The organism is Paenalcaligenes sp. GW821-LYS-B07-1, from assembly GCF_058803365.1.
On the sequence record NZ_CM179516.1, the window covers coordinates 209,364 to 232,452 of the forward strand.

The 23,089-nt window shown below is 50.2% G+C and carries 21 protein-coding genes; 8 read left to right on the forward strand and 13 right to left on the reverse strand.

Annotation, left to right across the window (positions count from 1 at the left end; all coding sequences use genetic code 11):
- Nucleotides 1–22: 22 nt before the first annotated feature.
- From AC3QL0_RS00995 to mtnC, 6 genes are all read right to left on the reverse strand, one after another.
- Entirely contained in the window at nt 23–1,066 is a 1,044-nt protein-coding gene (locus tag AC3QL0_RS00995) for an ABC transporter substrate-binding protein (protein WP_493009669.1), read from the reverse strand.
- 53 nt (nt 1,067–1,119) lie between these two features.
- Nucleotides 1,120–2,205, reverse strand: coding sequence for an ABC transporter ATP-binding protein (locus AC3QL0_RS01000; protein WP_493009670.1), 1,086 nt, complete (start codon nt 2,203–2,205; stop codon nt 1,120–1,122).
- A gap of 237 nt (nt 2,206–2,442) precedes the next feature.
- Nucleotides 2,443–3,768 carry a DEAD/DEAH box helicase gene (locus AC3QL0_RS01005; protein WP_493009671.1) on the reverse strand — a complete coding sequence of 442 codons (1,326 nt, stop codon included), beginning with the start codon at nt 3,766–3,768 and terminating at the stop codon, nt 2,443–2,445.
- A 194-nt stretch (nt 3,769–3,962) separates the two neighbouring features.
- Nucleotides 3,963–5,888 carry a sensor histidine kinase gene (locus AC3QL0_RS01010; RefSeq protein WP_493009672.1) on the reverse strand — a complete coding sequence of 642 codons (1,926 nt, stop codon included), beginning with the start codon at nt 5,886–5,888 and terminating at the stop codon, nt 3,963–3,965.
- Between the two features lie 18 nt (nt 5,889–5,906).
- Nucleotides 5,907–6,611 (reverse strand): LuxR C-terminal-related transcriptional regulator, encoded by a 705-nt coding sequence (locus AC3QL0_RS01015; protein WP_493009673.1) that lies wholly within the window; start codon nt 6,609–6,611, stop codon nt 5,907–5,909.
- Between the two features lie 172 nt (nt 6,612–6,783).
- Complete coding sequence (mtnC, locus tag AC3QL0_RS01020) at nt 6,784–7,464, reverse strand: acireductone synthase (RefSeq protein ID WP_493009674.1); 681 nt, start codon at nt 7,462–7,464, stop codon at nt 6,784–6,786.
- Nucleotides 7,465–7,663: 199 nt separating this feature from the next.
- Between mtnC and AC3QL0_RS01025 the strand changes: the two genes are divergently transcribed.
- Genes AC3QL0_RS01025 through AC3QL0_RS01045 form a run of 5 tightly spaced genes read left to right on the forward strand, consistent with a single transcriptional unit; the run spans nt 7,664 to nt 12,647 of the window.
- Nucleotides 7,664–8,278, forward strand: a complete 615-nt coding sequence (locus AC3QL0_RS01025; RefSeq protein ID WP_135861763.1) for a LemA family protein — start codon at nt 7,664–7,666, stop codon at nt 8,276–8,278.
- Between the two features lie 19 nt (nt 8,279–8,297).
- The gene (locus AC3QL0_RS01030) at nt 8,298–9,224 is read left to right on the forward strand and encodes a TPM domain-containing protein (protein WP_493009675.1); all 927 of its coding nucleotides are present in this window, start codon (nt 8,298–8,300) and stop codon (nt 9,222–9,224) included.
- Nucleotides 9,225–9,233: 9 nt separating this feature from the next.
- Entirely contained in the window at nt 9,234–9,728 is a 495-nt protein-coding gene (locus AC3QL0_RS01035; RefSeq protein ID WP_493009677.1) for a TPM domain-containing protein, read from the forward strand.
- Between the two features lie 57 nt (nt 9,729–9,785).
- A complete protein-coding gene (locus tag AC3QL0_RS01040; RefSeq protein ID WP_493009678.1) occupies nt 9,786–11,195 on the forward strand; it encodes a DUF2868 domain-containing protein in 1,410 nt (469 codons plus the stop codon).
- Between the two features lie 6 nt (nt 11,196–11,201).
- On the forward strand, nt 11,202–12,647 hold the full coding sequence (locus AC3QL0_RS01045) for a DUF3482 domain-containing protein (RefSeq protein WP_493009679.1): 1,446 nt from the start codon (nt 11,202–11,204) through the stop codon (nt 12,645–12,647).
- A gap of 10 nt (nt 12,648–12,657) precedes the next feature.
- On the opposite strand, the gene AC3QL0_RS01050 is transcribed toward AC3QL0_RS01045, so the two are convergent.
- Complete coding sequence (locus tag AC3QL0_RS01050) at nt 12,658–12,906, reverse strand: GlsB/YeaQ/YmgE family stress response membrane protein (RefSeq protein ID WP_493009680.1); 249 nt, start codon at nt 12,904–12,906, stop codon at nt 12,658–12,660.
- Nucleotides 12,907–13,576: 670 nt separating this feature from the next.
- On the opposite strand from AC3QL0_RS01050, the gene AC3QL0_RS01055 reads away from it, so the two are divergent.
- Nucleotides 13,577–14,113, forward strand: a complete 537-nt coding sequence (locus AC3QL0_RS01055) for a putative pterin-binding protein (protein ID WP_493009681.1) — start codon at nt 13,577–13,579, stop codon at nt 14,111–14,113.
- On the opposite strand, the gene AC3QL0_RS01060 is transcribed toward AC3QL0_RS01055, so the two are convergent.
- From AC3QL0_RS01060 to fmdA, 3 genes are all read right to left on the reverse strand, one after another.
- Complete coding sequence (locus tag AC3QL0_RS01060) at nt 14,086–14,766, reverse strand: HAD family hydrolase (RefSeq protein WP_493009682.1); 681 nt, start codon at nt 14,764–14,766, stop codon at nt 14,086–14,088. The genes AC3QL0_RS01055 and AC3QL0_RS01060 overlap by 28 nt on opposite strands.
- Nucleotides 14,767–14,914: 148 nt before the next feature.
- On the reverse strand, nt 14,915–15,205 hold the full coding sequence (locus AC3QL0_RS01065) for an FmdB family zinc ribbon protein (RefSeq protein ID WP_135865904.1): 291 nt from the start codon (nt 15,203–15,205) through the stop codon (nt 14,915–14,917).
- Between the two features lie 63 nt (nt 15,206–15,268).
- Entirely contained in the window at nt 15,269–16,468 is a 1,200-nt protein-coding gene (gene fmdA / locus AC3QL0_RS01070) for a formamidase (RefSeq protein ID WP_135865906.1), read from the reverse strand.
- Between the two features lie 500 nt (nt 16,469–16,968).
- Here fmdA and AC3QL0_RS01075 point away from each other — a divergent pair, with 500 nt between their 5' ends.
- Nucleotides 16,969–17,307, forward strand: a complete 339-nt coding sequence (locus AC3QL0_RS01075) for a P-II family nitrogen regulator (protein ID WP_493009683.1) — start codon at nt 16,969–16,971, stop codon at nt 17,305–17,307.
- A 41-nt stretch (nt 17,308–17,348) separates the two neighbouring features.
- Nucleotides 17,349–18,578, forward strand: coding sequence for an ammonium transporter (locus AC3QL0_RS01080; RefSeq protein ID WP_493009684.1), 1,230 nt, complete (start codon nt 17,349–17,351; stop codon nt 18,576–18,578).
- Between the two features lie 244 nt (nt 18,579–18,822).
- Here AC3QL0_RS01080 and AC3QL0_RS01085 read toward each other — a convergent pair whose 3' ends face one another.
- The 3 genes from AC3QL0_RS01085 to AC3QL0_RS01095 all read right to left on the reverse strand — a co-directional run bounded on the left by AC3QL0_RS01085 (nt 18,823) and on the right by AC3QL0_RS01095 (nt 23,039).
- A complete protein-coding gene (locus AC3QL0_RS01085) occupies nt 18,823–20,238 on the reverse strand; it encodes an aspartate ammonia-lyase (RefSeq protein ID WP_493009685.1) in 1,416 nt (471 codons plus the stop codon).
- A 541-nt stretch (nt 20,239–20,779) separates the two neighbouring features.
- Nucleotides 20,780–22,027: a D-amino acid dehydrogenase gene (locus AC3QL0_RS01090; RefSeq protein ID WP_493009686.1), complete on the reverse strand. Its 1,248-nt coding sequence runs from the start codon at nt 22,025–22,027 to the stop codon at nt 20,780–20,782.
- A gap of 91 nt (nt 22,028–22,118) precedes the next feature.
- On the reverse strand, nt 22,119–23,039 hold the full coding sequence (locus tag AC3QL0_RS01095; protein ID WP_493009687.1) for a LysR family transcriptional regulator: 921 nt from the start codon (nt 23,037–23,039) through the stop codon (nt 22,119–22,121).
- Nucleotides 23,040–23,089: the final 50 nt, after the last annotated feature.

Consider the following 23,089-nt stretch of genomic DNA (forward strand, 5'->3'; position numbering starts at 1 on the left):
GTGCGGCCTCATCACAGAAGGCTTATTGAGTAGACCAAGCAGTGAAACGTTGATCCAGCTCTTCACCGTGATCAGCCCAGTAGTCATAGCTGGACAACAGCGCGTGTTCGGCGTTTTGTGGCGAGTTAGGCATTTGTGCCAAGGTGGCCTCATCCAAGTTGTCTATGGCTGACTTATTGATAGCGCCGTAGTTGATGCTTTGAGCGTGTTTGATCTGTTGCTCAGGTTGTGCTGAGAAGCTGATGAATTCTTCTGCCAGTGCTTTGTTTGGTGAACCCATAGGGATCACATAGTAGTCCAAGTCGTAGATACTACCGTTCCAGACAATACGTAGGTCTTGGCCTTCGGCGTTAGCAGCGGCAATACGGCCGTTATATACCGTAGACATGACTACGTCGCCTGCTGCCAGCATTTGCAAGGGTTGTGCACCGGCTTCCCACCACTGAATATGGGGTTTCAGTTCGTTGAGTTTATTAAAAGCGCGGTCTACACCTTCAGGTGTGCTCAATACTTGGTAAACGTCTTTAGGTGCGACGCCATCTGCCATTAAAGCAAACTCTAAGTTGTAGCGAGCGCCTTTGCGTAATGCTCGTTTACCTGGGAATTTTTCCACATCCCAAAAGTCAGCCCACCCGTTAGGTGCGTCTTTCAGTGATTTACCGTTGTATGCCATGACGGTGGACCATACAAACACGCCCATGCCACAGTCGTGCACCGCTTCGGGGATAAGTTGATCTTTAGCGATGATGTTGTCCCAATCAAGTTGCTCAAATAAACCTTCGTCACAGCCACGGCTAAGGTCGGCGGTCTCAACTTCCACTACATCCCAGACTACGTTATTGGTGTCTACCATGGCTTTAATTTTGGCCAATTCACCGTTATAGGGGACGTTCAGGATTTTGATGTTTTTTTGTTTTTGTAGCGGTTCAACAAAGGCGGTTTGTTGTGCTTCGCCGGCAGCGCCGCCAAAGTTCACAATGGTCAGATCACGAGCAAAGGCGGACTGAGCTCCAAATGCCAACATACTACTGATTACACCAATTGCTACCTTGTGGGATGTTTTCATGGTTGTCTCCGTTATATCTAGGTATAGGATGTACTGATGCTACTGAGGGTGACTCAGGCGGTAAAAACGCGGGCAAAGGCTGAGGGTAGTTGTAGTGATAGCCATGCGCCCGGAGCAAGACTGGTATCTGAGGACAATTGACTGATCTGCTGTTTGATACTGACCTCTTGCTGATCATGGGTCTTGCAGATCAAGCGTACGTGGTCGCCCAAGTACACGGTGTTTGTGATTTGTGCCTGTAGGCAGTTGTGGGTGGGCTCGGCCATGATTTGAATACGTTCAGGGCGAATGCTCAGTACAGCGGCTTGCCCGGCAGAGGCGTGGTTAACGTTCAAACCGTGGATCACACTATCGCCACCCAGTGTAATGTGGCACATGTCGCCGTCAGCGTGTGAGACCGTGCCAGTCAGTAGATTGTTATCCCCCACGAAACTCGCTACAAATGGATTTTGTGGTGCTTCGTATAAGGTGTTAACTGACGAAATTTGCTGAATAATGCCGTCGTTAAATACAGCGACGCGATCCGACATGGTCAGGGCTTCGCTTTGATCGTGGGTAACATATACAAAAGTGATGCCTAGCGATTGATGCAGTGCTTTGAGTTCCAACTGCATGTGTTCGCGTAATTGCTTATCCAATGCGCCTAAGGGTTCATCCATCAACACCAGCTTGGGTTCAAACACCAGTGCACGCGCGAGCGCAATACGTTGTTGCTGACCACCCGACATTTGAGCGGGATAACGTTTTGCAAAAGCCTCCATTTGCACCATTTCCAGTGCTTTGCGTACTTTGGCTTTACGTTCGGATGCCGGTAAGCGGCGAACTTTGAGAGGATACTCCAAGTTCTTTTCCACAGTCATGTGGGGGAACAGAGCATAGTTCTGAAACACCATCCCTATATTGCGCTGGTGAGGCGGGACGCGGTTGATGTTTTGTTGGTCTAAATAGATGTTGCCAGTCGTGGGGTATTCAAACCCAGCCAACATCATTAAACAGGTGGTTTTACCAGACCCGGAAGGTCCGAGCAGGGAAAGGAACTCTCCTTGCTGAATATCCAGATTGAGATCTTTAACTACAAATGTCTCGCCGTCATAGGATTTTTGTACCTGCTCAAAGCGCACCAGTGGTCGTGTGGACACTGATTGGTCTCCTTATTTGTCTCATTTTGATCTTTTAATAAGGGGCAATATAAGTGAAGCTAGTGGACATGACATAGAGCCATTTAGGTTAAAAAGTAAGGATCCACTTTTGAGATAAAACTTTAGTCTCAGTGCAATTTTTAGTGCTAAAGGCAGTGATGATGCGGCGCACAACGAAACACGCCCCAAAATGGGGCGTGTTAGCGTACTCATGCAGTAAAGGGTAAATCCCTAGGGTCAGGAAGCCGTGTTGGCGGGGCGTCGTGGACGACGCTGGCCTGCTGGTTTACCTTGGCCTTGAGGCTTGCCTTGACCTTGGCGCGGAGCCGATCGGCGTTGATTGCTGCGGGGGCGATCACGTTCACGGTCAGGGCGAGCAGGACGGCTACGCTCTTCGGTGGCCGCACTGCGTACAGGTGGTTTGAAGTCAGGAAACTCAATACGAGGAATGTCCTGATTGATCAGTTTTTCGATGGTTTGCAGCATACGGCTTTCGGTACGATCCACCAAGGACAGTGCCAAACCATCACTGCCTGCACGACCTGTACGACCAATACGGTGTACGTAGTCTTCAGGTACTTGTGGCAGTTCAAAGTTGATTACATACGGCAACTGGTCAATATCAATACCGCGTGCCGCAATGTCGGTGGCGACTAGCACCACGACCTTACCGCTTTTGAAACCATCCAGTGCACGGGTACGAGCAGATTGGCTCTTGTTACCGTGTAGAGCGGCGGCATTTAAACCATCTTTGCTCAGTTTCTCGGCTAGTCTGTTGGCACCATGCTTGGTACGGCAAAACACCAATACTTGGTGCCAGCCGCTTTCACGGATGATGTGGCTGATTAGTTCACGTTTATGGCTCTGCTCAGTCAGCACCACGTTTTGCGTGATGCGCTCAGCGGTTGTGTTGCGCGGAGCAACGGAGACCTCAATAGGGTCTTTCAGAATTTGGTGTGCCAGTGCACGAATCTCGGACGAAAACGTAGCTGAGAACAGCAAGTTTTGACGCTGTTTAGGCATCAAGGCGAGTACACGGCGAATATCACGGATGAAGCCCATGTCTAGCATGCGGTCGGCTTCATCCAGCACCAAGGTTTCAGTGCGAGACAAATCAATGGTTTTTTGACCGCAGTGATCCAGCAAACGGCCTGGGGTGGCAACGACCAAGTCTACGGGCTTTTGCAGCGCACGGATTTGGGGGTTGATGTTCACACCACCAAACAGCACCAGTGAGCGAATGCGGCTATGGGCACCGTATAAACGTACCGATTCTTCTACCTGTGCCGCCAATTCGCGGGTTGGGGTCAGAATCACAACGCGGGGTGAACCGGGCTGTAGTTTTGGAGCGGGTTGAGTCAACAAACGATGCAGAATGGGCAGCGTAAAACCAGCTGTTTTACCCGTACCAGTTTGTGCGGCGGCGAGTAAATCGCCACCTGTCATCACGTGAGGAATAGCCTGGGCTTGAATGGGCGTAGGGTGGGTATAGCCTGCATCAGTGATAGCCTGCAACAAAGGGGCGGCCAATCCTAATGAGGCGAAAGTAGTGTCAGAATTCAAGAGAGTTTCCAGCAACCAACCTTATTGCTTTCAGGGCAATACCAATCCAGGTCGGTGACAAGCAGGTAGATAAACCAGGCGCACTAAATGGCCTGACAGTAGCGCGTTGTAATTGGTAAGAACGCGTAGAGAAGCATAAATTATAACGTGTTCAGTCCACGGTGTGGAATTGCTGCGGTAGAGCGTGTTTTCGCTTATTTGGGGCTAGTCGTGTTCAGCGGTAGCAATACTTCCAAACATGTATGACCGGGTCGTGACTGCACATGCAAGGTGGCGCCTATATGTTGCATACGATTGGCCATGCTGCGCATACCTATACTAAGGCCAGCGGTTTGTACGGCATCCACATCAAACCCTATGCCATTGTCTTCGATGATGAGCTGCAATGTGTGAGTATCTGACTGTTGTACAGCAATGCTCAGGTGCGTGGCTCGACTGTGTTTGACGACGTTGGTGAGGGCTTCTTCCACCAGTCTAGTTAAGGCCAAAATTTGCAACGGTGACGGGCGTGGTTCCCAGTGTGGGCCAATGACCCAATCGGCCTTTATATCTAGGGAATCAAACAAATTCCCAAAGCGATAACGCAGGGGGGCAATCCATGTGGATGGTAATTCGGGTACATCCAGTTTGGCGCTGGCACCTGCATCAATGAGCTGACGTAAGTCGTCCCGCAGCAGTTTCAGAATAGAGAGAAACTGTTGGTTGGGTAGTGGCGTTTTCTGCTGCTCAATCATCGCCATAGACCGCATCAGTGAACTGCCCAGCCCATCGTGTAAGTCTTGAGCAATATGCAGGCGCTCTTGGAGCCTAGAGTTGTTCAGTGCCAGCTCATGCTTGCGTGCTAGTGTGTCTCGCAGTTCTTCCCTGGCCTCAGCGACGCTGAGGGTGAGCTCTTTGTTGAACTGCTCAATACGACGCATCGTGTTCACTAACCGCCAGCTTAGCAACGCCGACATGAACAACATGGTGAGTAGGCTGGTATACGCCGAGTACAAATGTACCGAGGAAGACAGCCCTAGTATGGTGAGGGTGTCATGCACACTGGTCGCAAAATAGCTCAGTAAGCACAGCGATAGCCATATTTGCTCAGCTTGTTTGTTACGCCATGCACGAATGGGAAAGAGTAAGCAGGTACTCCAAAAGACGATAAGGGCGATAAAAAACACCCCTAACAGTACCAACGGTACAGCGGCTGGGGATGCGAGCAGCACGGCCGGTGAGGCGAGCACAAACAGGACTATGGCCGCAATGCATAATCGCCTAATGTGTGTGTAGTTACCGAAACTCCACACAAACAAAGAGAAGCTAAGAATAAAACTGAGGAACAGTAAGATGTTCACTCTGGATAACTGTAGTGAATCGCTAAACAGAGGGCCAGTTTCGTGTCGCATCTGTAATGAACAATACAACACCCACAGCAGGGCTTGCAGCGCGTACAACCCATAACTTTGCTCATTGCGACGGCGTAGCCAGATAAAGAACGCCAGCGTTCCTAATACGCCTGTCACTCCTAGGTTCAGTAACAGCAAGGCTTGGTTGTGCCACCAGGCGGTGCGTTGTGTAGCTAAGACCGTAGGAAGGGTGCCTAGCTCTATGTACTGCAATCCTGTGAACTGTGTAGTCGCACCGCTTACCCATATCCAGATGGTATTTAGACCGGGTTTTAACAGGGCGTCGGGTAGCACCCAATAGCGTGGAATACCGATGCTGCGTGATAACGGTTCGCTAAGGTTGGCGTCCCGCCAGAGCAAGGAGTGGTTTAAAAATACAGCGCCCGCCACACCCAGAGAATTAATGTGCAAAGCGAGGGGTTGGTTATCGCAGTTGGGGTTTTGCCACTGCAGCTTGTACCACGCATTACCTCGGTAGGCAGGCCAGCGGCTAGCCCAGCCTTTGTCGGGCAGAGTCGTTGTGTGCCAACTCTCTTCAGGCGGTGGTGATAAGGGCTCACCTACTGCCTGAGCGACTTCTACCGCAATGAGTCTAGGCTCGCATGTGTTGGGGGGCTGGGTTTGCGCCTGCGCCGGAGCCATAAGCGCACATAACCCTAGCGCCAGAGTGATCACGTTGCCGCAGTGGCGAAGCAAGATAACGAGCATGCTGCGGTAGGTGATACCCATGAATGAAAAGTCTGCAAGTTAGGAAAGCAGCCCCTGTGATCGTGCTTTAACGACAGCACGGGTGCGGGAAGACACCGCTAGTTTACGGTAGATATGCTTCACATGACATTCCACGGTGAATCTGGATAGCTCTAGTTTTTCAGCTATTTCACGATTGGTTAGGCCGTCGGCTACGAGTTGCAGTATTTCCTGCTCACGTGTGGTGAGTGTGGAGTTCGCTGTTTGTGAGGGCTCTGGTGGCGCGGCAACAGGTTGTGCTGGCGCAGGTTGTAGTTCCGCAATGATACGTCTGGCCATGAATGGATCAATGGGAGCGCCACCACGCAGCACGCTGCGTATGGACAGGGCTACTTCCACATCTTCACGTTCTTTCAGCACATAGCCTGTAGCACCGGCACGTAACGCAGCCAAAATGGCGTCTTCGGTGCTCCATGCTGAAATCACCAAAATACCTAAGGAAGGATCAGCGGCGGATAACTCAGCAATAAGGTCTAGACCATTTCCATCAGGCAAACCCAGATCAACTAAGGCCAAAGCGACCGGATGCTCAGCTAGTCGGGCACGGGCTTCGGCTAGATTAGCGGCAAAAATTAAGGCATCAGGTGTATAGCCCAGTTGTTGCAAGATGAGATCTAGTCTGTGTTGGACCAGATTATCGTCTTCCACAATCAGCACGGGTGCGGGTAGCGTGAGTTCTGTGGCGATGGGGGCAGAAGGTGACATGAGCGCAACTTTCAAGAAAAGATCTGGGAACAGCAATTGACTTCACTATGGCCTAAAACAAGGCTTTCGGGTATCCCTGAAAGCAGTGATAAACCGTAAAAATAACAAAAATACACAAAGCTGAAGCCAGCACCATACTGTGTGGTGCTGGGTAGGTACAGAAGAGCTGTATTTACTGCTCAGTAGGTATATCGAGAAATGAGGTGACTTGTGTGTGTGTACTACGGCGGTCCGGTGATTGGCGACTGATTTGTACAGTGTGCCAACCATCTTGGCGGGCAGCGTCTAGTTCTTGATGTGTTGCAGACACATACAACAACTGTTCAGCAGGGATCCCTAAGGTTTCGCGAATGCTGCGATAGGAGCTGCTATCGCGTTTAGAACCTACCGAGCCATCAAAATGCCCATTGATGAGCGGCAGTACATTGCCATGATCACTATGGCCAAACAGTAGCTCTTGTGCAGCAATGGTACTGGACGAATACAGGTACACAGCCTGCCCAGCGTTATGCCAGCGTTTGATCTGTTCATAGGCATCTTCGTAAATATGCCCCGTGAACTGTCCGCTGATATAGCCTTCTGCCCAGATCATGGCCTGTAGTTGTTTGAGCGCAGGTGAGGGCTTGTCTATATCTATATAGTGCAACAACTCGGCGATCAGCCGGTCTAACCCAGCTAACGGTAGTTGAGCCTCGGTACGCAACGACAGTAGCGCGCTTTTCACAGCGGGTTGCGTGTGCTGTTGCCGCAGAAAATTGGCGATATGGCGTCTCGCATAGGGAGACAAGGTTTGATGCACAAAGGCAAGGTCTGTCGTGGTGCCTTCTACATCGCAGAGGATTGCAGAAATCATAAGGTGGCGCCAAACATTGGCGTAGTCGTTTACGGTGAAACAAGTACTGACAGCTTAAGGCAGAGAGCCTACGTCATAGTATCATCGAGTTTTGTGACGAGCCAATGTGTCGCGAAGCGATAACCAATGTAAAGAGATCTTGTCCTGTACAGCGGCTCACGATACTCTTTTCTCTCTACTTTTTTGCCATGTGAACATCATGAAAAATTCTTTACGACTATGGTTGATTTCCGCGATGGCACTGTTGCTAAGCGGTTGTGGCTACAACGAAATTCAGCGCCTAGATGAGCAGGTCAAGGCAGCGTGGTCGCAAACACTGAATCAGTACGAGCGTAGGGCTGAGTTAGTACCTAAATTGGTAAGCTCTGTGAATGCGTATATGGTGAATGAGCGTAGCGTATTGGTGGAAGTCACCGAAGCACGTGCACGTGTAGGTAGCATCCAAATTACGGCAGAAGACCTGGATAACCCAGCGGTGATGGAACGTTTCCAGCAAGCGCAGGGTCAGTTGTCCTCTGCATTGTCTAGACTGTTGGCGGTATCGGAGAATTATCCACAGCTGAAAAGTGACGGTTTATTCCGCGACTTAATGACTCAACTGGAGGGCACAGAAAACCGCATTGCTACTGAACGTGGTCGTTATGTGGAAGCGGTGCAGGCCTATAACGTGTATATCCGTCAGTTCCCAGCAGTAGTAACGGCCAAACTGTTTGGCTATAAAGTGATGGAAAACTATGGCGTAGACCGTGAGTACGATATTCGCCGTGATCCAGAAGTGAAGTTTGATTTGCCTGCATCGGCAACCGCTAGATAGTCGCTCACAGGACATGACTATGCGTAGTAACACCGCCGTTTTGCTGCGTTATTGGCGCAGTCTGTTGATGGCATGGTTGTTGGCTGTGGTGTGCTTGCCAGTGCAAGCCGCCACTGTTCCTGTGCCTAAGTTGAATGATTGGGTCACCGATACCACGGGTACGTTGAGTAGCGCTCAACAACAAGCCATGAGCCAGCAGTTGCAGGCGCTGCAACTGGAAAAAGGCGCACAGCTTTTTGTGTTGGTAGTTCCTACAACGGGTAGCGACACTATTGAGAGCTATGCTCGGCGTGTGTTTGATGTCTGGAAAGTAGGGCGCAAGAAGGTGAACGATGGCGTACTGCTGTTGGTGGCTAAAGACGATAGGCGCCTACGCATAGAAGTAGGGTATGGGCTAGAGGGTGCCATTACCGACTTACAGTCCGGTCGCATTATTCGAGAGCAAATTACCCCCGATTTTGCGCAGGGCGACTACGCTGCGGGCATACAAGCGGGGGTGAATAGTTTAGCCGGCTTAATTCGCGGTGAAAGTTTGCCACCGGTTGCGCAAAGTGATGAGGACGATGAAAGCCCGGCTATTGTGCTTATCCCCTTGGCGTTTTTTGCGTTGGTGATGCCTATGGCAGCAGCGGCGCTGATGTCGGGCGTGTTTGTGTTCATCTTGTTTGAAAGCCTACCACTGGCATTAATAGGTGCCGTTGTGGGCTTGGTGATCTCGATCATAGGTTATGTCATCGGTGCGGGCGGGCGTCGCTCTGGCGCGGGTAGAGCATCCAAATATGGCGGAGCCTTAGATGGGCTAGCCAGTCATGGCCGTAAACGCGGTCGTGGAAACTTCCCCGGAGGCGGTGGTGGTTTTGGGGGCGGCGGCTTCGGCGGTGGTGGAGGTTTTGGCGGAGGCGGCGGTGGCGGCAGCGGAGGCGGTGGCGCTTCCGGCAGCTGGTAGGAGGGAATCATGGCAAGAATGTTGAAAAATATGATGGGCGTGTCGCAGGTGCAAGGCCATTGGTTACGGCATAAGCATTTCACCGCCCAAGTGCTGGATCAGGTAGCGCAACGTATACATGCGAGTGAGCAAGGGCATAGCGGTGAGTTGGTCTTAGCAGTAGAGGCAGTGATGCCTAGCCACGAGACGGATAGCCATTTACGTGCCTTAGAAGTGTTTGGTCGATTACGTGTATGGGATACGCCGTTAAATAGCGGCGTGTTGTTGTATTTGGCGTTAGATCAGCGCTACATAGAAATTGTGGCTGACCGTGGTATTACGGCGAGTGCAGAGCAGTGGCAAGCAGTGTGTACTAAATTACAGCAAGCATTTAGCCGTAAAGCCTATGTTGAGGGCTTGCTTCAAGCAGTAGAAGAAATAGAAGCTATTTTGCGCAGTGTCGCACCACCCTTGTCCTTGTCGGATGAGCCTAATTATTTACCGGATGAACCCGTGCTGCTGTAAGCATCACGATACTGCTTCACCATTATTGATGTGTTTACCCCTGTTTTTTAGGTTTACATGACTCACGCATTGACTTCACGTACTACGGGCTTTCAGGCGCATTGTCTGGCAGAGGCAGTGCGCTTGAAAGAAAGTGGCTGGGGGCCGTTGGAAGATGCGGCCGAAGTACGGCGAGCCATTGCCCAAGGCGGTAGCCTAGAAGATAGGTTGGTGTTTAGAGCCGCGCTGTTGGCGCAGCGTGAGGGCTGGGTAGCGGCGTATCAACGATTGAGTCAGGTAGGGCGCTGGTTGCTACCCGCATGGCTGGTATTAGCGGTGGTAGCGGGGCTGAGTGCCGTATGGGGTGTATTGGGTGCTGGTGCATACATTAACGTGATCACCGCCGTAGTGAGCTTGGTGGGGCTGAATGTTCTGACACTAGTGTTGTGGTTAAGTAGTTTTCTCTTTAACAGCGATTCTGCACAGCAAGGTAGTGTGCTAGGTAAGTTGAGCTTAAAACTAGTAGGCCGTTTTGCGCGGGGTGAGGCGGCGACTTTGGTGCTGGGCGCAGGCGTAAACGTAGTGGTACGCCAAAAGTTGGGTCGTTGGTTGTCGGGACTCATTAGCCACACATTTTGGCTATGGGCCACCTTGGTCGCTATTTTGGCATTGCTGTGGGCTTTGTCCGCTAGACGTTACGGCTTTGGTTGGGAAACGACGTTGTTGTCGCCAGATAGCTTTGTGGCGCTGGTAGAGAGTTTGGGTAGTGTGCCACGTTGGCTGGGTTTTGATGTGCCGTCTGCTGAATTGATACGCATGAGTGATGGCTTAACTCGCCTGACACCGAATGATCAACGCGTGTGGTCAAGTTGGTTATTGGGCTGCTTGGTGTGTTATGGCTTGTTGCCACGTTTGGTGGCCTGGTTATGCAGTGCTGGTGTAGTGCGTTTTCGCTTACGGCATTTGCAAATAGATAGACAACTGCCGGGCTGGATAGAGCAGCAAGAACGATTATTGCCAGTGCATGTGCGGGTGGGCATTGATGCGGAAGCTCCTACCGATCAGGTTGCTGTTGCTCAACCTACTCTCTTTGAATTCCCTCAAGCCACTGATACGGTGTGTGTGGCCGCGATAGAGTACCCACAAGACCGTAGCTGGCCACCATTACCGATGCCAGAGACGTGGATTAATGCGGGTGTGGTAGATACACGCGTACAGCGTGGGCAGCTACTGCAACTACTGCATCAACGTTCGCCAGATTACCTGTTGCTGGTATGTGATGCTAATCAGACCCCAGATCGTGGAATCGTGGCATGGTTAGGCGAGCTCAGTAGCTATGGTCGTTATTGCGCGATTGTGCTGCAGGCTGCTTCTGAGACTGGAGTGCAGCCAGAGCGCCTACAAGCGTGGCGCGATAGATTGAGCGCGGCAGGTTTCACATCTGAACAACTGCACATCAACCTGCAGTCTTTATTCCCCCATTCTTAATGAGCTATGAATAACCAGTCTTCTCTTTTGCGTTTGGCGGTAGTTGGGCATACCAATACCGGTAAAACATCATTGTTGCGTACGTTGACGCGCGACACAGATTTTGGGGAAGTGCGCAATAGCCCGGGGACTACGCGCCATGTGGAAGCCGTACGGCTGACCGCTGATGGTCAAGCTGTGGTGGAGTTGTTTGATACCCCTGGCATCGAAGACAGCATGGCGTTGCGTGATTATCTTGAGCGTTTGGTGCAGCCGGGTGAGCGTTTGGATGGGCCCAGCGTTTTAGAGCGTTTCTTGCAGATGCCAGAAGCCGTTGGTCGCTTCGAGCAGGAAGCCAGAGTGGTGAAGCAGTTGTTGGCCTCGGATGCAGGGTTGTATGTGATTGATGTGCGCGACCCAGTGCTAGCCAAGCACCAAGATGAACTGCGTATTTTGGCGTGGGCAGGCAAACCGTTGCTGCCAGTGCTGAATTTCACGCGTAGCGAAGAGCAGCGTATTGATGAGTGGCGTGCTGCGCTGGCGAGTGTGGGTCTACATGCAATTAGCGAGTTTGATACGGTAGCACCGCCGCTCAATGGTGAAGAGCAGTTGTACGAACGCTTAGCGCTATTGGTTAAAGAGTCACATGCCCAAACGCTGAAGGCGCTGATTACGAATGTGCAGCAACAACGTGCGCAACGATTAGAAGATGCGTGGCGCTTATTGGCTGATTTGCTTGTTGATGTGGCGGCATGGCGTATGGTGAGCGAACCCGATGAGCGTTCTATGCAAGAAAGCACACGCACCATGCAAGAGCAGGTACGTAAGCGCGAAGAGCGCTGCGTGAAAGCACTGCTGAAACGATTTAATTTCACCTCTAGAGACTACTTGCCAGATACCTTGTCGTTAGACGGTACGCGTTGGGAAATGGATCTGTTTAATCCCGATGCTTTAAAAGACTTAGGTGTGCACATGGGTAAAGGAGTAGCCGCGGGTGCCTTAGCAGGTGCTACGGTGGACTTATTGACGTTGGGCTTTAGTCTGGGTAGCGGAACCGTGATAGGGGCTGCTGCCGGCGGTGTGTGGCAGGGTTTGGATAAATGGGGCCAACGCTTGCTAGGGAAATGGCAAGGGAAAATGGAACTCACAGTGGATGACAGCGTGATACGTGTTTTGGCATTGCGCCAAACAGCATTAATTCATGCATTAGAACGTCGGGGTCATGCTGCTCAGATACCCATTGCTATTGCCCGCTCTGTGGTGGCTTTGGATACTGAGACGGCAAATGAGTCAGAGACAACGACCCCATTGGTTGATGAACCCAAAGCTGTAGATTGGCGCAAAGGTGGCTTGCCAGTAGAACTCATGGAAGCCAGATTGCATGCAGAGTGGAGCGCAATGCTGCACATGCAAACAGCATCAGGCCGCAGAGAGCAGGCGGTAGCTGCTCTAGCGGCCCGGCTACGTGTTTAACGGTGGGTAATCAGCCTTTCTTGCTGATCAGGCCATAGATAAAGAGTACGATGATAGCGCCGATGACAGAGCCTATCAGGCCTACTTGCGCACCTTGCTGATACAAACCTAGGCTTTGCCCTAAAAAGCCGCCTACCAGCGAACCTATGATCCCCAGTACAGTTGTCAGGATAATGCCCATGCTTTGGTTGCCTGGCATGATTGCGCGTGCCAGCAAACCTACGATGAAGCCTACGAGTAGCATCCAGATAAAGCCCATAATCCGCTCCCTGTTACATATCAAGACGTTTCTATTGTAGAAACTGTGGAGAATGTCTGCGTGCTAGATACGTAATAAATTTTGTCAATTTTTGTTAATTGAATACGTATATGTAATTTAAATTAGAAGGGAATTTGTAATTTCAATTGAATGTAAATAATTATAAATAATGATAAGAAACAAGATTAAGAGAGTGAAGAATGAATGCTGGAACACAGATTGGATTGTTACGACTACATAGCATTGATACGTTAGGTAACAGCAAGCTGGGTGCTGCTAACATCTAGTAAGCAATAAATGCTATTAGGCTAGGCCCAGCAAGGCGTAGAGCAGTGTCTTAGCAGCAGAATTGTTGTTTTGATGCGCTGCGACGTAAGGGCTTGTATCTACAGCATAGAGACTAGGTGTTTTTGCAGTTCTATACCTATTTCTCCAATAAGAAGTGATAAAAACATAAGAAGCATTAATTGTGAATAAGAGTTAATATCTGGCCTGCAAAAGAATCTAATATCATCAAAGATTGTAAATAAGTTTAATGTGTGACAATAAATTGCCGTACTGTGTTTATAATTTCCGAAAATACTTATCTGCTTCATTTTGTATGCGGCCGGAGACAGCAATGGGTGATATGCCAAATGGGGCGAAGCAAAGAGTAAGATTCTGGGGTTGTGTGGGCATTTTTTTATTGATGCTCTTCACGACAGGACTTTCTCAGGCGGAAGATAGTAACGATGTGGTACTGACTTTTGTGGGTCAGAAGGCGGGCGATGACGAAGCCCATGTCTACACAATGAGCTATGCCGAGCTATATGCTTTCCCCGAACAGAGAATACAAACGTCCACACAGGTGACCTATGGTTCCCATATTTTCAATGGACCCTTAATACGTAACGTATTAGACCAATTCAATTTTGTGGGTGATACCGTCAGATTGGAAGCGCTGAACGGGTACATTATTGATGTGCCACTCAGTGACTTCAGACGTTTTGATGTGATTTTTGCGCACTCTATGAGCGGGCTGCGCCTGTCCGTCAGGCATTTTGGCCCGGTCTGGGTGGTGTATCCCCGTGACTCCATTAAAGAGCTGCAAGATATACGCTACGACATGCGTTGGGTATGGCAGCTACGCACTGTGGTGGTCTACGATAGTGCTAATAATCCTAGTCTCAGTAGTTGTCTTTACTGTGACGATGCATCGCAAGGATAAGCAATAGATAGTAGTGCAGGTAAGTCCTGCATATGATTGAATGTGCGCTGTACACCTAGCTCCAACAATGGGGCTGGGTTGTGTTTGGGGTCATAGGCCCACACCGTTGCACCAGAGGCTACGCCAGCCGTAATGCCTGTCACGCTATCTTCAATAATTAAACAGCGTTCAGGTGTGCAACCCAGTACAGACATGGCTTTCAGATAGACATCTGGATAGGGTTTGTTGCGGGGTACATCGCCGCCGCTAAAAATACGATCCTCAAAATACGGTAATAACCCTGTCATATCCAACTGCAGATGCAGCTTGTGATATTCACTGGCCGAGGCACAGGCCATTTTTTTGCCCCAGTGTGTTTGTACGGCTTGTAGCGTAGGGATGATGCCGGGTACAGGCACCAGTTTTTGGCGTAGGGATTGCATTAGTCGCAAGTGGAATTCATCTATCCAGTCTTGTTCTAGTTTTTTGCCTGTGCGGGCTTGAATCAGCTGTAGCTCATCCCGGGTGGATTTGCCGATGAACAGCGTTTCGCACTCGTCGGTGCTCAGGTGCCATCCTAGGTCCGCTAGCATTTCTTGCAGCAGTCGTAAGGCCAGTGGTTCGCTGTCTACTAAGACGCCATCGCAGTCAAAAAGAATGGCCTCATATTGCATGATTCCTGCTACCCCAACAATGTATTACCCATGTGTATTGTTACACAGTACTGTGTAGTGCTGTAGAACGATCCAAGGTCAGCCCCGTGTGTGTGAACGGGTCTGATACCTAGTAATGGACTATAGCGAGATGGTATGGTTGCCATCATCAAGCGGCACATACTGCACAGGCTGCACCAGCACAGTTATGCAATACCGAATTGCGTGTGCCAGCTCGTGTGCCTGGGCCGCGTACATCTGGGCCTGCCAGTGCTTGCTGTGGCGTTAGCGCACGACGAGGGCCATCTTTGAATTGCAGGCTACGAGGTGCTGTAATCTTCAGGCTAAGCGTACCTGTTTCGCAATCTGGACAGGTGCTGGGATCATGGCGACGTGCCATGGGACGTAATGCACTGACTATGCTGTCACAGTGGGAGCATTCGTAATCGTAAAGAGGCATTGTGATCTCACTAATCAGTCTGCCCACCCTATAACGCGTTTGCCATAGGGTGGGTTGTAGCTATTACCCGCGGGTGGTTTTTACACCAGGACGGCCGAAACGAGCAGCTTCATTCAGTGCTCCTTTAGGCAGAATATCGGTATCGAAAATTCCGGTAGGAATGGACACAGATGCGGATGCGTTAGGCAGATCAACGACACCGCCGTAACGGCCTTCAACAGGTGCTGCGGTCAGCAGCATGTAGGCTTGCGCTGGACTCAGGTCGGTGACACGAGAGATGTAATCGATAGCAGCCAGACAGGCTTGTCGGTAGGCAACGGTGGCATCCAGATAGGTGTTCACACGGTTTTCTACGCTGATACCAGTGAAGCTCAGCCAGTCGTCGTAACGTACATCGTGTTTGCCTGGAACGTAGATAGGTGCAGTGATGCCGTATTTGGCCATGCCGCCTTTGATCAGGTCAAAGCCCAGATGTGCTGCGCCATCCATTTCAATTGCACCACAGAAAGAGATCTCGCCATCCCCTTGTGAGAAGTGCAAGTCACCCATAGACAGACCTGCGCCTTTTACGTACACAGGGAAGTAAATGCGTGAACCGATGGTCAGGTTTTTGATGTCCAAGTTACCGCCGTGCTCACGTGGAGGCACAGTACGAGCCGCTTCAGCAGCGATGCGATCAAACTCGGCGCCTTTAAGACCACGCAGCACGGCTGTGTCGGCGTAAGGCATGTTGGCTTGTTTTTTAGCGCCCAAAGGAGCTTCGCGACGATTCCACTCACGCAGCAGATCGTGAGAAGGCAATGTACCGATCAAGCCAGGGTGCATCATTGCGCCAATACGCACGCCAGGAATGTGTCGGGAGGTGGCATACATACCGTGCAAATCCCAAATCGCTTTGTCAGCATCAGGGAAGGTATCTACCAAGAAACCACCACCGTTTTCTTTGGCGAAAATACCAGAGAAACCTACAGGAGTGATACAGCGAATATCCAGTAGGTCTACAACCAGAATATCGCCAGGTTCAGCGCCTTCTACGTGTACAGGACCAGTTAGTGGGTGAGCACGGGTTAGGTCTACATCGCGTACATCGTTCACACTATCAGTGTTTTTGATCTGGGCATCTAAGAAGTCCAGACATTCCAAGATGATTTCTTCACCCGGTTTAACGCTAGTGAGTTCTGGAATGTCAGGGTGCCAGCGGTTATGACCGATTTCTGCCTGTTCAGATAATGGAGCTCCAGGTTTAATTTTAATGTGCTGCATAAGGTCTCCTTTTTAGAGCGAAGGACGCTTGCTTGTTTGTTTATAAATATATATGCCGAGTGATGTATTACGTCAGCTTCCGTAATAACAGCATGGTGTGATGGGCTTTGTCAAAGAGGGAAAATAGGCGTTGAGTTCTGAAATTTCACCTTCTGAACACATGACTGACGCCGTCCAATTTTGGAATAAAAAAGGTATTACCTCTTATGTCGTTGTGTTTCATAGGCTTGAGGGCATGTTAACGATCGTTAGAGTTTTGCATCATCATGCTGCGTACGACGTTTTGGCAGTTTTTGTAGTAGCGCCACCACGAGAATCTAAGGGTAAACACGAATTTCTGGTGCGTTTTTTTATTTGTGTTTATTTTAGTAAATAGGGCGTTTGGCGAGTCCGAGTATTCCTGGAAACAGGCCTCGTGATCGCAAGGTATTTTTTCTCTGGAGCTCTGGCACGCCTGGCGTGCCTGCACATCTTTTTAATGAGCAACAGAGGAAATAATCATGAAGTTGATTACTGCCATTATTAAGCCCTTCAAGCTAGACGATGTTCGAGAAGCGTTGTCTATGCTTGGTGTTCAGGGCATGACCATCAGCGAAGCGCGAGGCTTCGGTCGACAAAAAGGACACACCGAGCAGTACAGGGGTGCGGACTATATTGTCGATTTTCTTCCCAAACTACGAATTGAAATAGCTGTCAGCGACCACGACACCGATAGGGTGATCGAGGGGCTGTGCGCAGCGGCATTCACCGGCAATATCGGCGACGGTAAGGTGTTTGTGTTGCCGTTAGAGCAGGTGGTTCGCATTCGTACGCAAGAGGCAGGGGATGGGGCACTTTAGCGCCCATCCCAAACTAATGATTTACCTTTCAAGGAATATGTATGAACTCAACAGATTTTGCGTGGGTCAGTATGTCGACTCTGCTCGTACTGATGATGGTCGCGCCCGGCCTAGCGCTTTTCTATGGCGGGTTGGTGCGCGGTAAAAATGTGCTGTCTATCTCCACGCAAGTATTGGCAACTTTTGGTTTGGCCATAGTTTTATGGTTTGCCTATGGTTACTCCTTAGCCTTTACCGATGGCAATGCCATTATTGGTGGCTGGTCAAAAGTGTTTTTGGCGGGGGTGTTTAATCTTCCTGAAAACACCTTTGAAGTCGCTGGCAGTATTCCTGAAATTAGCTTCGTGGCCTTTCAAGCTACCTTTGCCGGTATTACGTGCGCACTGATTGTGGGCGGTTTTGCAGAACGTGTACGCTTTGGTGCAGTGATCTTGTTTACAGCAATTTGGATGACCTTTTCCTATTTGCCTATTGCGCATATGGTGTGGTCCCCGGGTGGCTGGTTGTTTGAACGTGGTGCACTAGACTTCGCAGGCGGCACAGTTGTACACATCAACGCGGGGATGGCTGCTTTAGTGGCGGCGTGGTACACCGGGCGTAGATTAGGCTATGGGCGTGGCGAAGCATTGCGTCCGCATAATCTGACGATGACTATGACAGGGGCAGCCTTGTTGTGGGTAGGTTGGTTTGGTTTTAATGCAGGTTCAGCATTAGGCGCAAACACACTCGCGGCGTTGGCATTCTTTAATACGCTAATCGCTGCAGCCGGCGGTATTCTGGCATGGTTAATAGTAGAACGCGTGCTCAAAGGCAAAGCTTCGTTATTGGGTGCGGCATCAGGTGCTGTTGCTGGGTTGGTAGGTATTACGCCGGCAGCGGGGTTCGTCGGGCCATTTGGTGCATTGCTGATTGGTGCACTGACTGGTGCGGTGTGCGTGTGGGGCGTTAATGGCTTACGACATGCACTGAACGTGGATGATGCGCTGGATGTGTTTGGCATTCATGGCGTGGGCGGTATTGTCGGTGCTTTGTTGACCGGCGTGTTCAATGCCCAGTTATTGGGTGGCCCAGGTTTGGCAAGCTTTTCTGAAGTGCCTTACCAACTATGGATACAGGCAGAAGGCGTGTTGATCACCATGATATGGTCTGGCGTAGTCACGTTAGCAGGATGCGTGATTGTGAATGCAGCAATTGGATGGAGAGTAACCCGAGATGAAGAACGCACTGGATTGGATATTTCCTCGCATGGGGAATCCGCATATTCCAACTGATAGTAGTCATATCAGTGAAGGAGCAAGGGCAGGCCATTTGGCCTGCCTTTCTCTTATCACCATAGCTAAGTCTTGAAGTGTGATGCAAGCTTTAGCTATGGTAATAGGCCCGAAACGGGCAGATGCAAAAAAGGCCTGAGTTCGGTGTGATACCAGAATCTCAGACCTTAGCTGCGTAGTGACTGACTGCCGAGTAGGGGGTCAGCTCACTATGCGGTCTTGTGTAACATTAGCCAATAGCGATTTATTGTGCTTTGCGTGGAGCGATCATGTTCTCTGGACGCATTACATCAGACAGTACATCTTCAGCCAGCAATTGCTCTTCCTGAACCAGTTCCAATACGCCACGACCTGAGTCCAACGCATGTTTAGCAATACGTGTGGAGTTTTCGTAGCCGATGTATGGGTTCAATGCAGTGATCAAGCCGATGGACTGTTTAACCAGTGTTTCGCAACGCTCTTGGTTAGCAGTGATATCGTCGATACACAGAGTGCGCATCATGTCGGCAGCGCGTGCCAGCATTTCGATGGAACTGAACAATTTGTAGGCAACCAGTGGTTCCATAGCGTTCAATTGCAACTGACCAGCTTCAGCAGCGAATGTCAGTGCCAAGTCGTTACCTATCACTTCGAAAGCTACTTGGCTTACGGCTTCAGGAATTACTGGGTTTACTTTACCTGGCATGATGGAGCTACCGGGCTGACGTGCTGGCAGGTTGATTTCGCCAAAGCCAGTGCGTGGACCGCTAGACAACAAACGCAAGTCATTGCTGATTTTAGACAGCTTAACTGCAGTACGTTTCAGTTCGCCGGACAGGGAAACGAAGTCGCCCATGTCGGAAGTCGCTTCGATCAAGTCTGGAGCAGCTTTGATATCGAAACCACTTACGTCAGCCAAGAATTTCACAGCCAACATTTGGTAGTCGGGGTCAGCGTTGATCCCTGTACCAATGGCGGTGCCGCCTAGGTTCACGGCTTCCAACAGCTCAGGAGCTTGTTGACGAATACGACGTGCATCTTCAGCAATGTTGTTTGCGAAAGCGCGGAACTCTTGACCTACAGTCATAGGTACAGCGTCCTGCATTTGGGTACGGCCCATTTTCAGAATGCCGTCAAAAGCGTCGGCTTTGCTGTTGAACGAGGCAACCAGCTGATCCAAGCTTTGAGTCAAACGCTCAATGCTCAGCAACAAGCCTACGCGAATCGCGGTAGGGTAGGCATCGTTGGTGGACTGAGCCATGTTGACATCATTGTTGGGGTGCAGGTGTTTGTACTCCCCTTTCTGATGGCCCATGCTTTCCAGTGCCACGTTTGCAATCACTTCATTGGCATTCATGTTGGTGGACGTACCAGCGCCACCCTGAATCATGTCCACTACGAACTGATCCAGATATTCGCCATTAATAATGCGATTACACGCATTGGTAATAGCTTGGAATTTTTCGTCACTCAGGCAGCCTAACTTGTTGTTGGCTGATGCGGCGGCGTGTTTGACCATTGCCAAGGCGGCGACAAACTTAGGGAAGTTTGCCAGAGTAATACCGGTCAGATTGAAGTTCTCGGCTGCGCGCAGTGTCTGTACACCGTAGTAGGTGTCGGCAGGGATCTCTCGTGTTCCAAGAAGGTCTTTTTCTATACGTGAGAGTGAAGAAGTGCTCATAATTAGATGTTTTTAGACGTAGATGTCCGCGGTGATAAAAAACAAAAAATGAAGTGATCGCCCCTTACCAAATTCAATCGATGATGGGCGATGCTTGTGATGAGCATGCAGGTTTTTACGAGTGATGGAGCCGCATTCACAAGATCCTGTGTAGGGAGTGAGCGTAGGACTTCAATGTTCGTCATCTATGTTTTTGGCAAGACGCCGCGATGCCCGCGACCCGTACTTAGTAGGGTAGTAACCATGACATGAACCCTACATACTAACAGGCACAGCCGGGAAGTGACACCGTTCTGTTAATTATAGGGTTCGGATGGAGCAATTGTTTCGGCTGATTTACAAAAAAACTCCAATCGTTGCGTGAGATTCACTTTTTTGTAACCTAAAGGATTTCGTTGTATTCACCGCGTGGGCATGGGAAAGACACCAGCCTTTGTAGGACGGTTTTGATGTGCTGAACAGTGGCAGTTGAAGGCTGCATGAGTGGGTAACACTACATGCAGCGTACTGAGATTAGGCGCGATTGTGAACGCCGGTAGGCTTAAGGTGCGAAAGGCGCAGGGTTTACAGACAAGGCGCTGTTGGTCAGCATTTCGCCCAGTAACTGTGCAGAACCTGCCGCTAGCGTGAAGCCCAGAGCACCGTGTCCGATGTTCATCCAGACGTTCTGGGTGTTCGGGCAAGCACCGATAATAGGTTTGCCAGTAGGTGTAGCAGGTCGCAGGCCAGCCCAAGGCTGAGCTTCGCTCAGATTCAATTGCGGGAATGTACCTTGAATCTGGTTTTTCAAAATAGCGATACGTTCAGGATCTACCGCGTTGGAGAAGTTTTTAATATCTACCATCGCGGCAATACGCAGTTGTGTGCCAATAGGGGCGTACACAATACGACGTGCGTAATCAGTCACGCTGATTTTAGGAAACAGCGCCGATTGATTTTCTTGATCTAACGTTAAGCTGTAGCCTTTAAGCGGGAACAGCAGCGGGGAATACCCCAGCGGTTTCAACAAGCTGCCACTTTGCACACCTGAAGACACCACAAAATGGTTGGCTTGGATTTCGCCAGCGGTAGTGTGTACGGCGTTAACAGTAGAGCCAGAATTTTTGAAACCGTGTACTTTCACACCGGTTAACAGAGTAAAGGTGCTGGTTTGCTGTAATTTCTCGAGCATGGATTTTGCCAATACGTGGCAATCACCCACCTCTTCGTCGGCGGTATAGACCGCGCCAATAGCACGACCACGCATGCCTTCCATGGCAGGTTCTAACGCAAACAGCTCTTCGGCATCCAGCAGTTTTTGCGATGCCCCCAGTTTGGCTTGTTTCTCTACTTGTGCACGTGCACTGTCCCAGCTTTTTTGGCTTTCATGCACAATCAATTTGCCGTTTACCTGATGGTGGAACGACAGTCCATCGTGTTCTAACCAGTGATGAATATTCTTACGGCTCAGGAAAGACAACGACAACAATGCCTGCGTAGACGCGCTTTGCACAGAGCTTCGACATGCCATTAGGAAATGGCTAAGCCAACGCCATTGCGTGAAACTGAGTTGTGGGGTGAATTTCAGCGGAGAGTCTTTGCGGCCCAGCCATTTAGGTAGGTCTACAAAAACGGAAGGATCGGCCAGTGGGGCCACATAGCTGTAACTTAGCTGTCCGCCATTGGCGAAACTCGCTTTCATCGCAACATCGTGTTCAGCTTCAATCAGGGTAACCTGAATGCCCTGTTTGGTAAGTTGGTAGGCGGAGGCAACACCAATGATCCCGCCACCAATAATGCAGACATGCATGAATATAACCGTAACGTTAAATGGGTAACGCTACGATTCTGACAGTGAAGCCTAGACTTTTCCAATAGCCAAGTAGGTACAGAGTATAACCTTAGGGTATGGGGTGAGGGAAAAGTAGATTGTCAGTATGGTTAGGAAATACGTATTGCTTGCAGACTTTCTGCAAGGTATCAATCAAGGTACGTTGCACGGCAGAGAGTGGGTCATTAGCGTGCGTCATGAGGGTAATGGGGATGGTGGTGTGCGGGTTCAAGCGACTAATCATCAACCCTTGGCGCAGCATGGCCTGGGCGGTGATGAGATCTATCACTGTTTCCCCCAAGCCTACCGCTACCAGCGAGCAAGCTACATAGTGGGTTTGCACTTGAGCAGTAATGGTGGTCTCTACGTTGTACTCATCTAAGAGGCTTTGTAGAATGCGGCCAGACGGGTCTCTAGAGTCCAATGCAATGTAATTCTTGTGGTTCAGGTCGGTAATATGTTTGACACCTAGTGCGCCTTCGGGACCTAGATGTACCAATTCAATTTGCCCTATATGAGTCAGCTGAATACCGGGTGTTTCTTCACTGGAAAAAGAAATAATCATATCCAGATCGCGCGATAGTAGAGCCTCGCGTAATTCACCGCTGTGGTGTGCACGCAGATCAAAAGTGATGTGTGGTTGAGCCTTTTGGCTTTGGCGCATGACTTCGGGGAGTAGCCCCAACCCCATGGTTGGGTTGATGCCTATACGTAAGTGGCCATGTTGGCTATGACGTAGATTGAAGGCCAGCCGACGCACGTGGGCTAACTCATGCTGTAGGTGTGCGACACGGGGTTCCAGAATGCCTGCCTCACGCGTGGGTTGTAAGCGCCCCTTGATACGTTCAAACAGCTTAAAGCCTAGTTGCTGCTCGGCGCTGGCCAGCAGCTTACTAGCAGCGGGCTGTGAAATATGCAGAAGCTTGGCGGCATCGGTCAGTGAGCCAGTACGGCAAATGGCATCGAAGATTTCTATATGGCGTAGACGCATAGCAGGCAGAGAGCACGAAAATCAGGAGAGGTGTTTTCATTATTACATGG

Coding starts and splice junctions, on each gene's coding strand:
- AC3QL0_RS00995 (WP_493009669.1), bottom strand. CDS start 1,066: ATGAAAACATCCCACAAGGTAGCAATTGGTGTAATCAGTAGTATGTTG.
- AC3QL0_RS01010 (WP_493009672.1), bottom strand. CDS start 5,888: ATGGGTATCACCTACCGCAGCATGCTCGTTATCTTGCTTCGCCACTGC.
- AC3QL0_RS01015 (WP_493009673.1), bottom strand. CDS start 6,611: ATGTCACCTTCTGCCCCCATCGCCACAGAACTCACGCTACCCGCACCC.
- mtnC (WP_493009674.1), bottom strand. CDS start 7,464: ATGATTTCTGCAATCCTCTGCGATGTAGAAGGCACCACGACAGACCTT.
- AC3QL0_RS01025 (WP_135861763.1), top strand. CDS start 7,664: ATGAAAAATTCTTTACGACTATGGTTGATTTCCGCGATGGCACTGTTG.
- AC3QL0_RS01030 (WP_493009675.1), top strand. CDS start 8,298: ATGCGTAGTAACACCGCCGTTTTGCTGCGTTATTGGCGCAGTCTGTTG.
- AC3QL0_RS01035 (WP_493009677.1), top strand. CDS start 9,234: ATGGCAAGAATGTTGAAAAATATGATGGGCGTGTCGCAGGTGCAAGGC.
- AC3QL0_RS01040 (WP_493009678.1), top strand. CDS start 9,786: ATGACTCACGCATTGACTTCACGTACTACGGGCTTTCAGGCGCATTGT.
- AC3QL0_RS01045 (WP_493009679.1), top strand. CDS start 11,202: ATGAATAACCAGTCTTCTCTTTTGCGTTTGGCGGTAGTTGGGCATACC.
- AC3QL0_RS01050 (WP_493009680.1), bottom strand. CDS start 12,906: ATGGGCTTTATCTGGATGCTACTCGTAGGCTTCATCGTAGGTTTGCTG.
- AC3QL0_RS01060 (WP_493009682.1), bottom strand. CDS start 14,766: ATGCAATATGAGGCCATTCTTTTTGACTGCGATGGCGTCTTAGTAGAC.
- AC3QL0_RS01065 (WP_135865904.1), bottom strand. CDS start 15,205: ATGCCTCTTTACGATTACGAATGCTCCCACTGTGACAGCATAGTCAGT.
- fmdA (WP_135865906.1), bottom strand. CDS start 16,468: ATGCAGCACATTAAAATTAAACCTGGAGCTCCATTATCTGAACAGGCA.
- AC3QL0_RS01075 (WP_493009683.1), top strand. CDS start 16,969: ATGAAGTTGATTACTGCCATTATTAAGCCCTTCAAGCTAGACGATGTT.
- AC3QL0_RS01080 (WP_493009684.1), top strand. CDS start 17,349: ATGAACTCAACAGATTTTGCGTGGGTCAGTATGTCGACTCTGCTCGTA.
- AC3QL0_RS01085 (WP_493009685.1), bottom strand. CDS start 20,238: ATGAGCACTTCTTCACTCTCACGTATAGAAAAAGACCTTCTTGGAACA.
- AC3QL0_RS01090 (WP_493009686.1), bottom strand. CDS start 22,027: ATGCATGTCTGCATTATTGGTGGCGGGATCATTGGTGTTGCCTCCGCC.
- AC3QL0_RS01095 (WP_493009687.1), bottom strand. CDS start 23,039: ATGCGTCTACGCCATATAGAAATCTTCGATGCCATTTGCCGTACTGGC.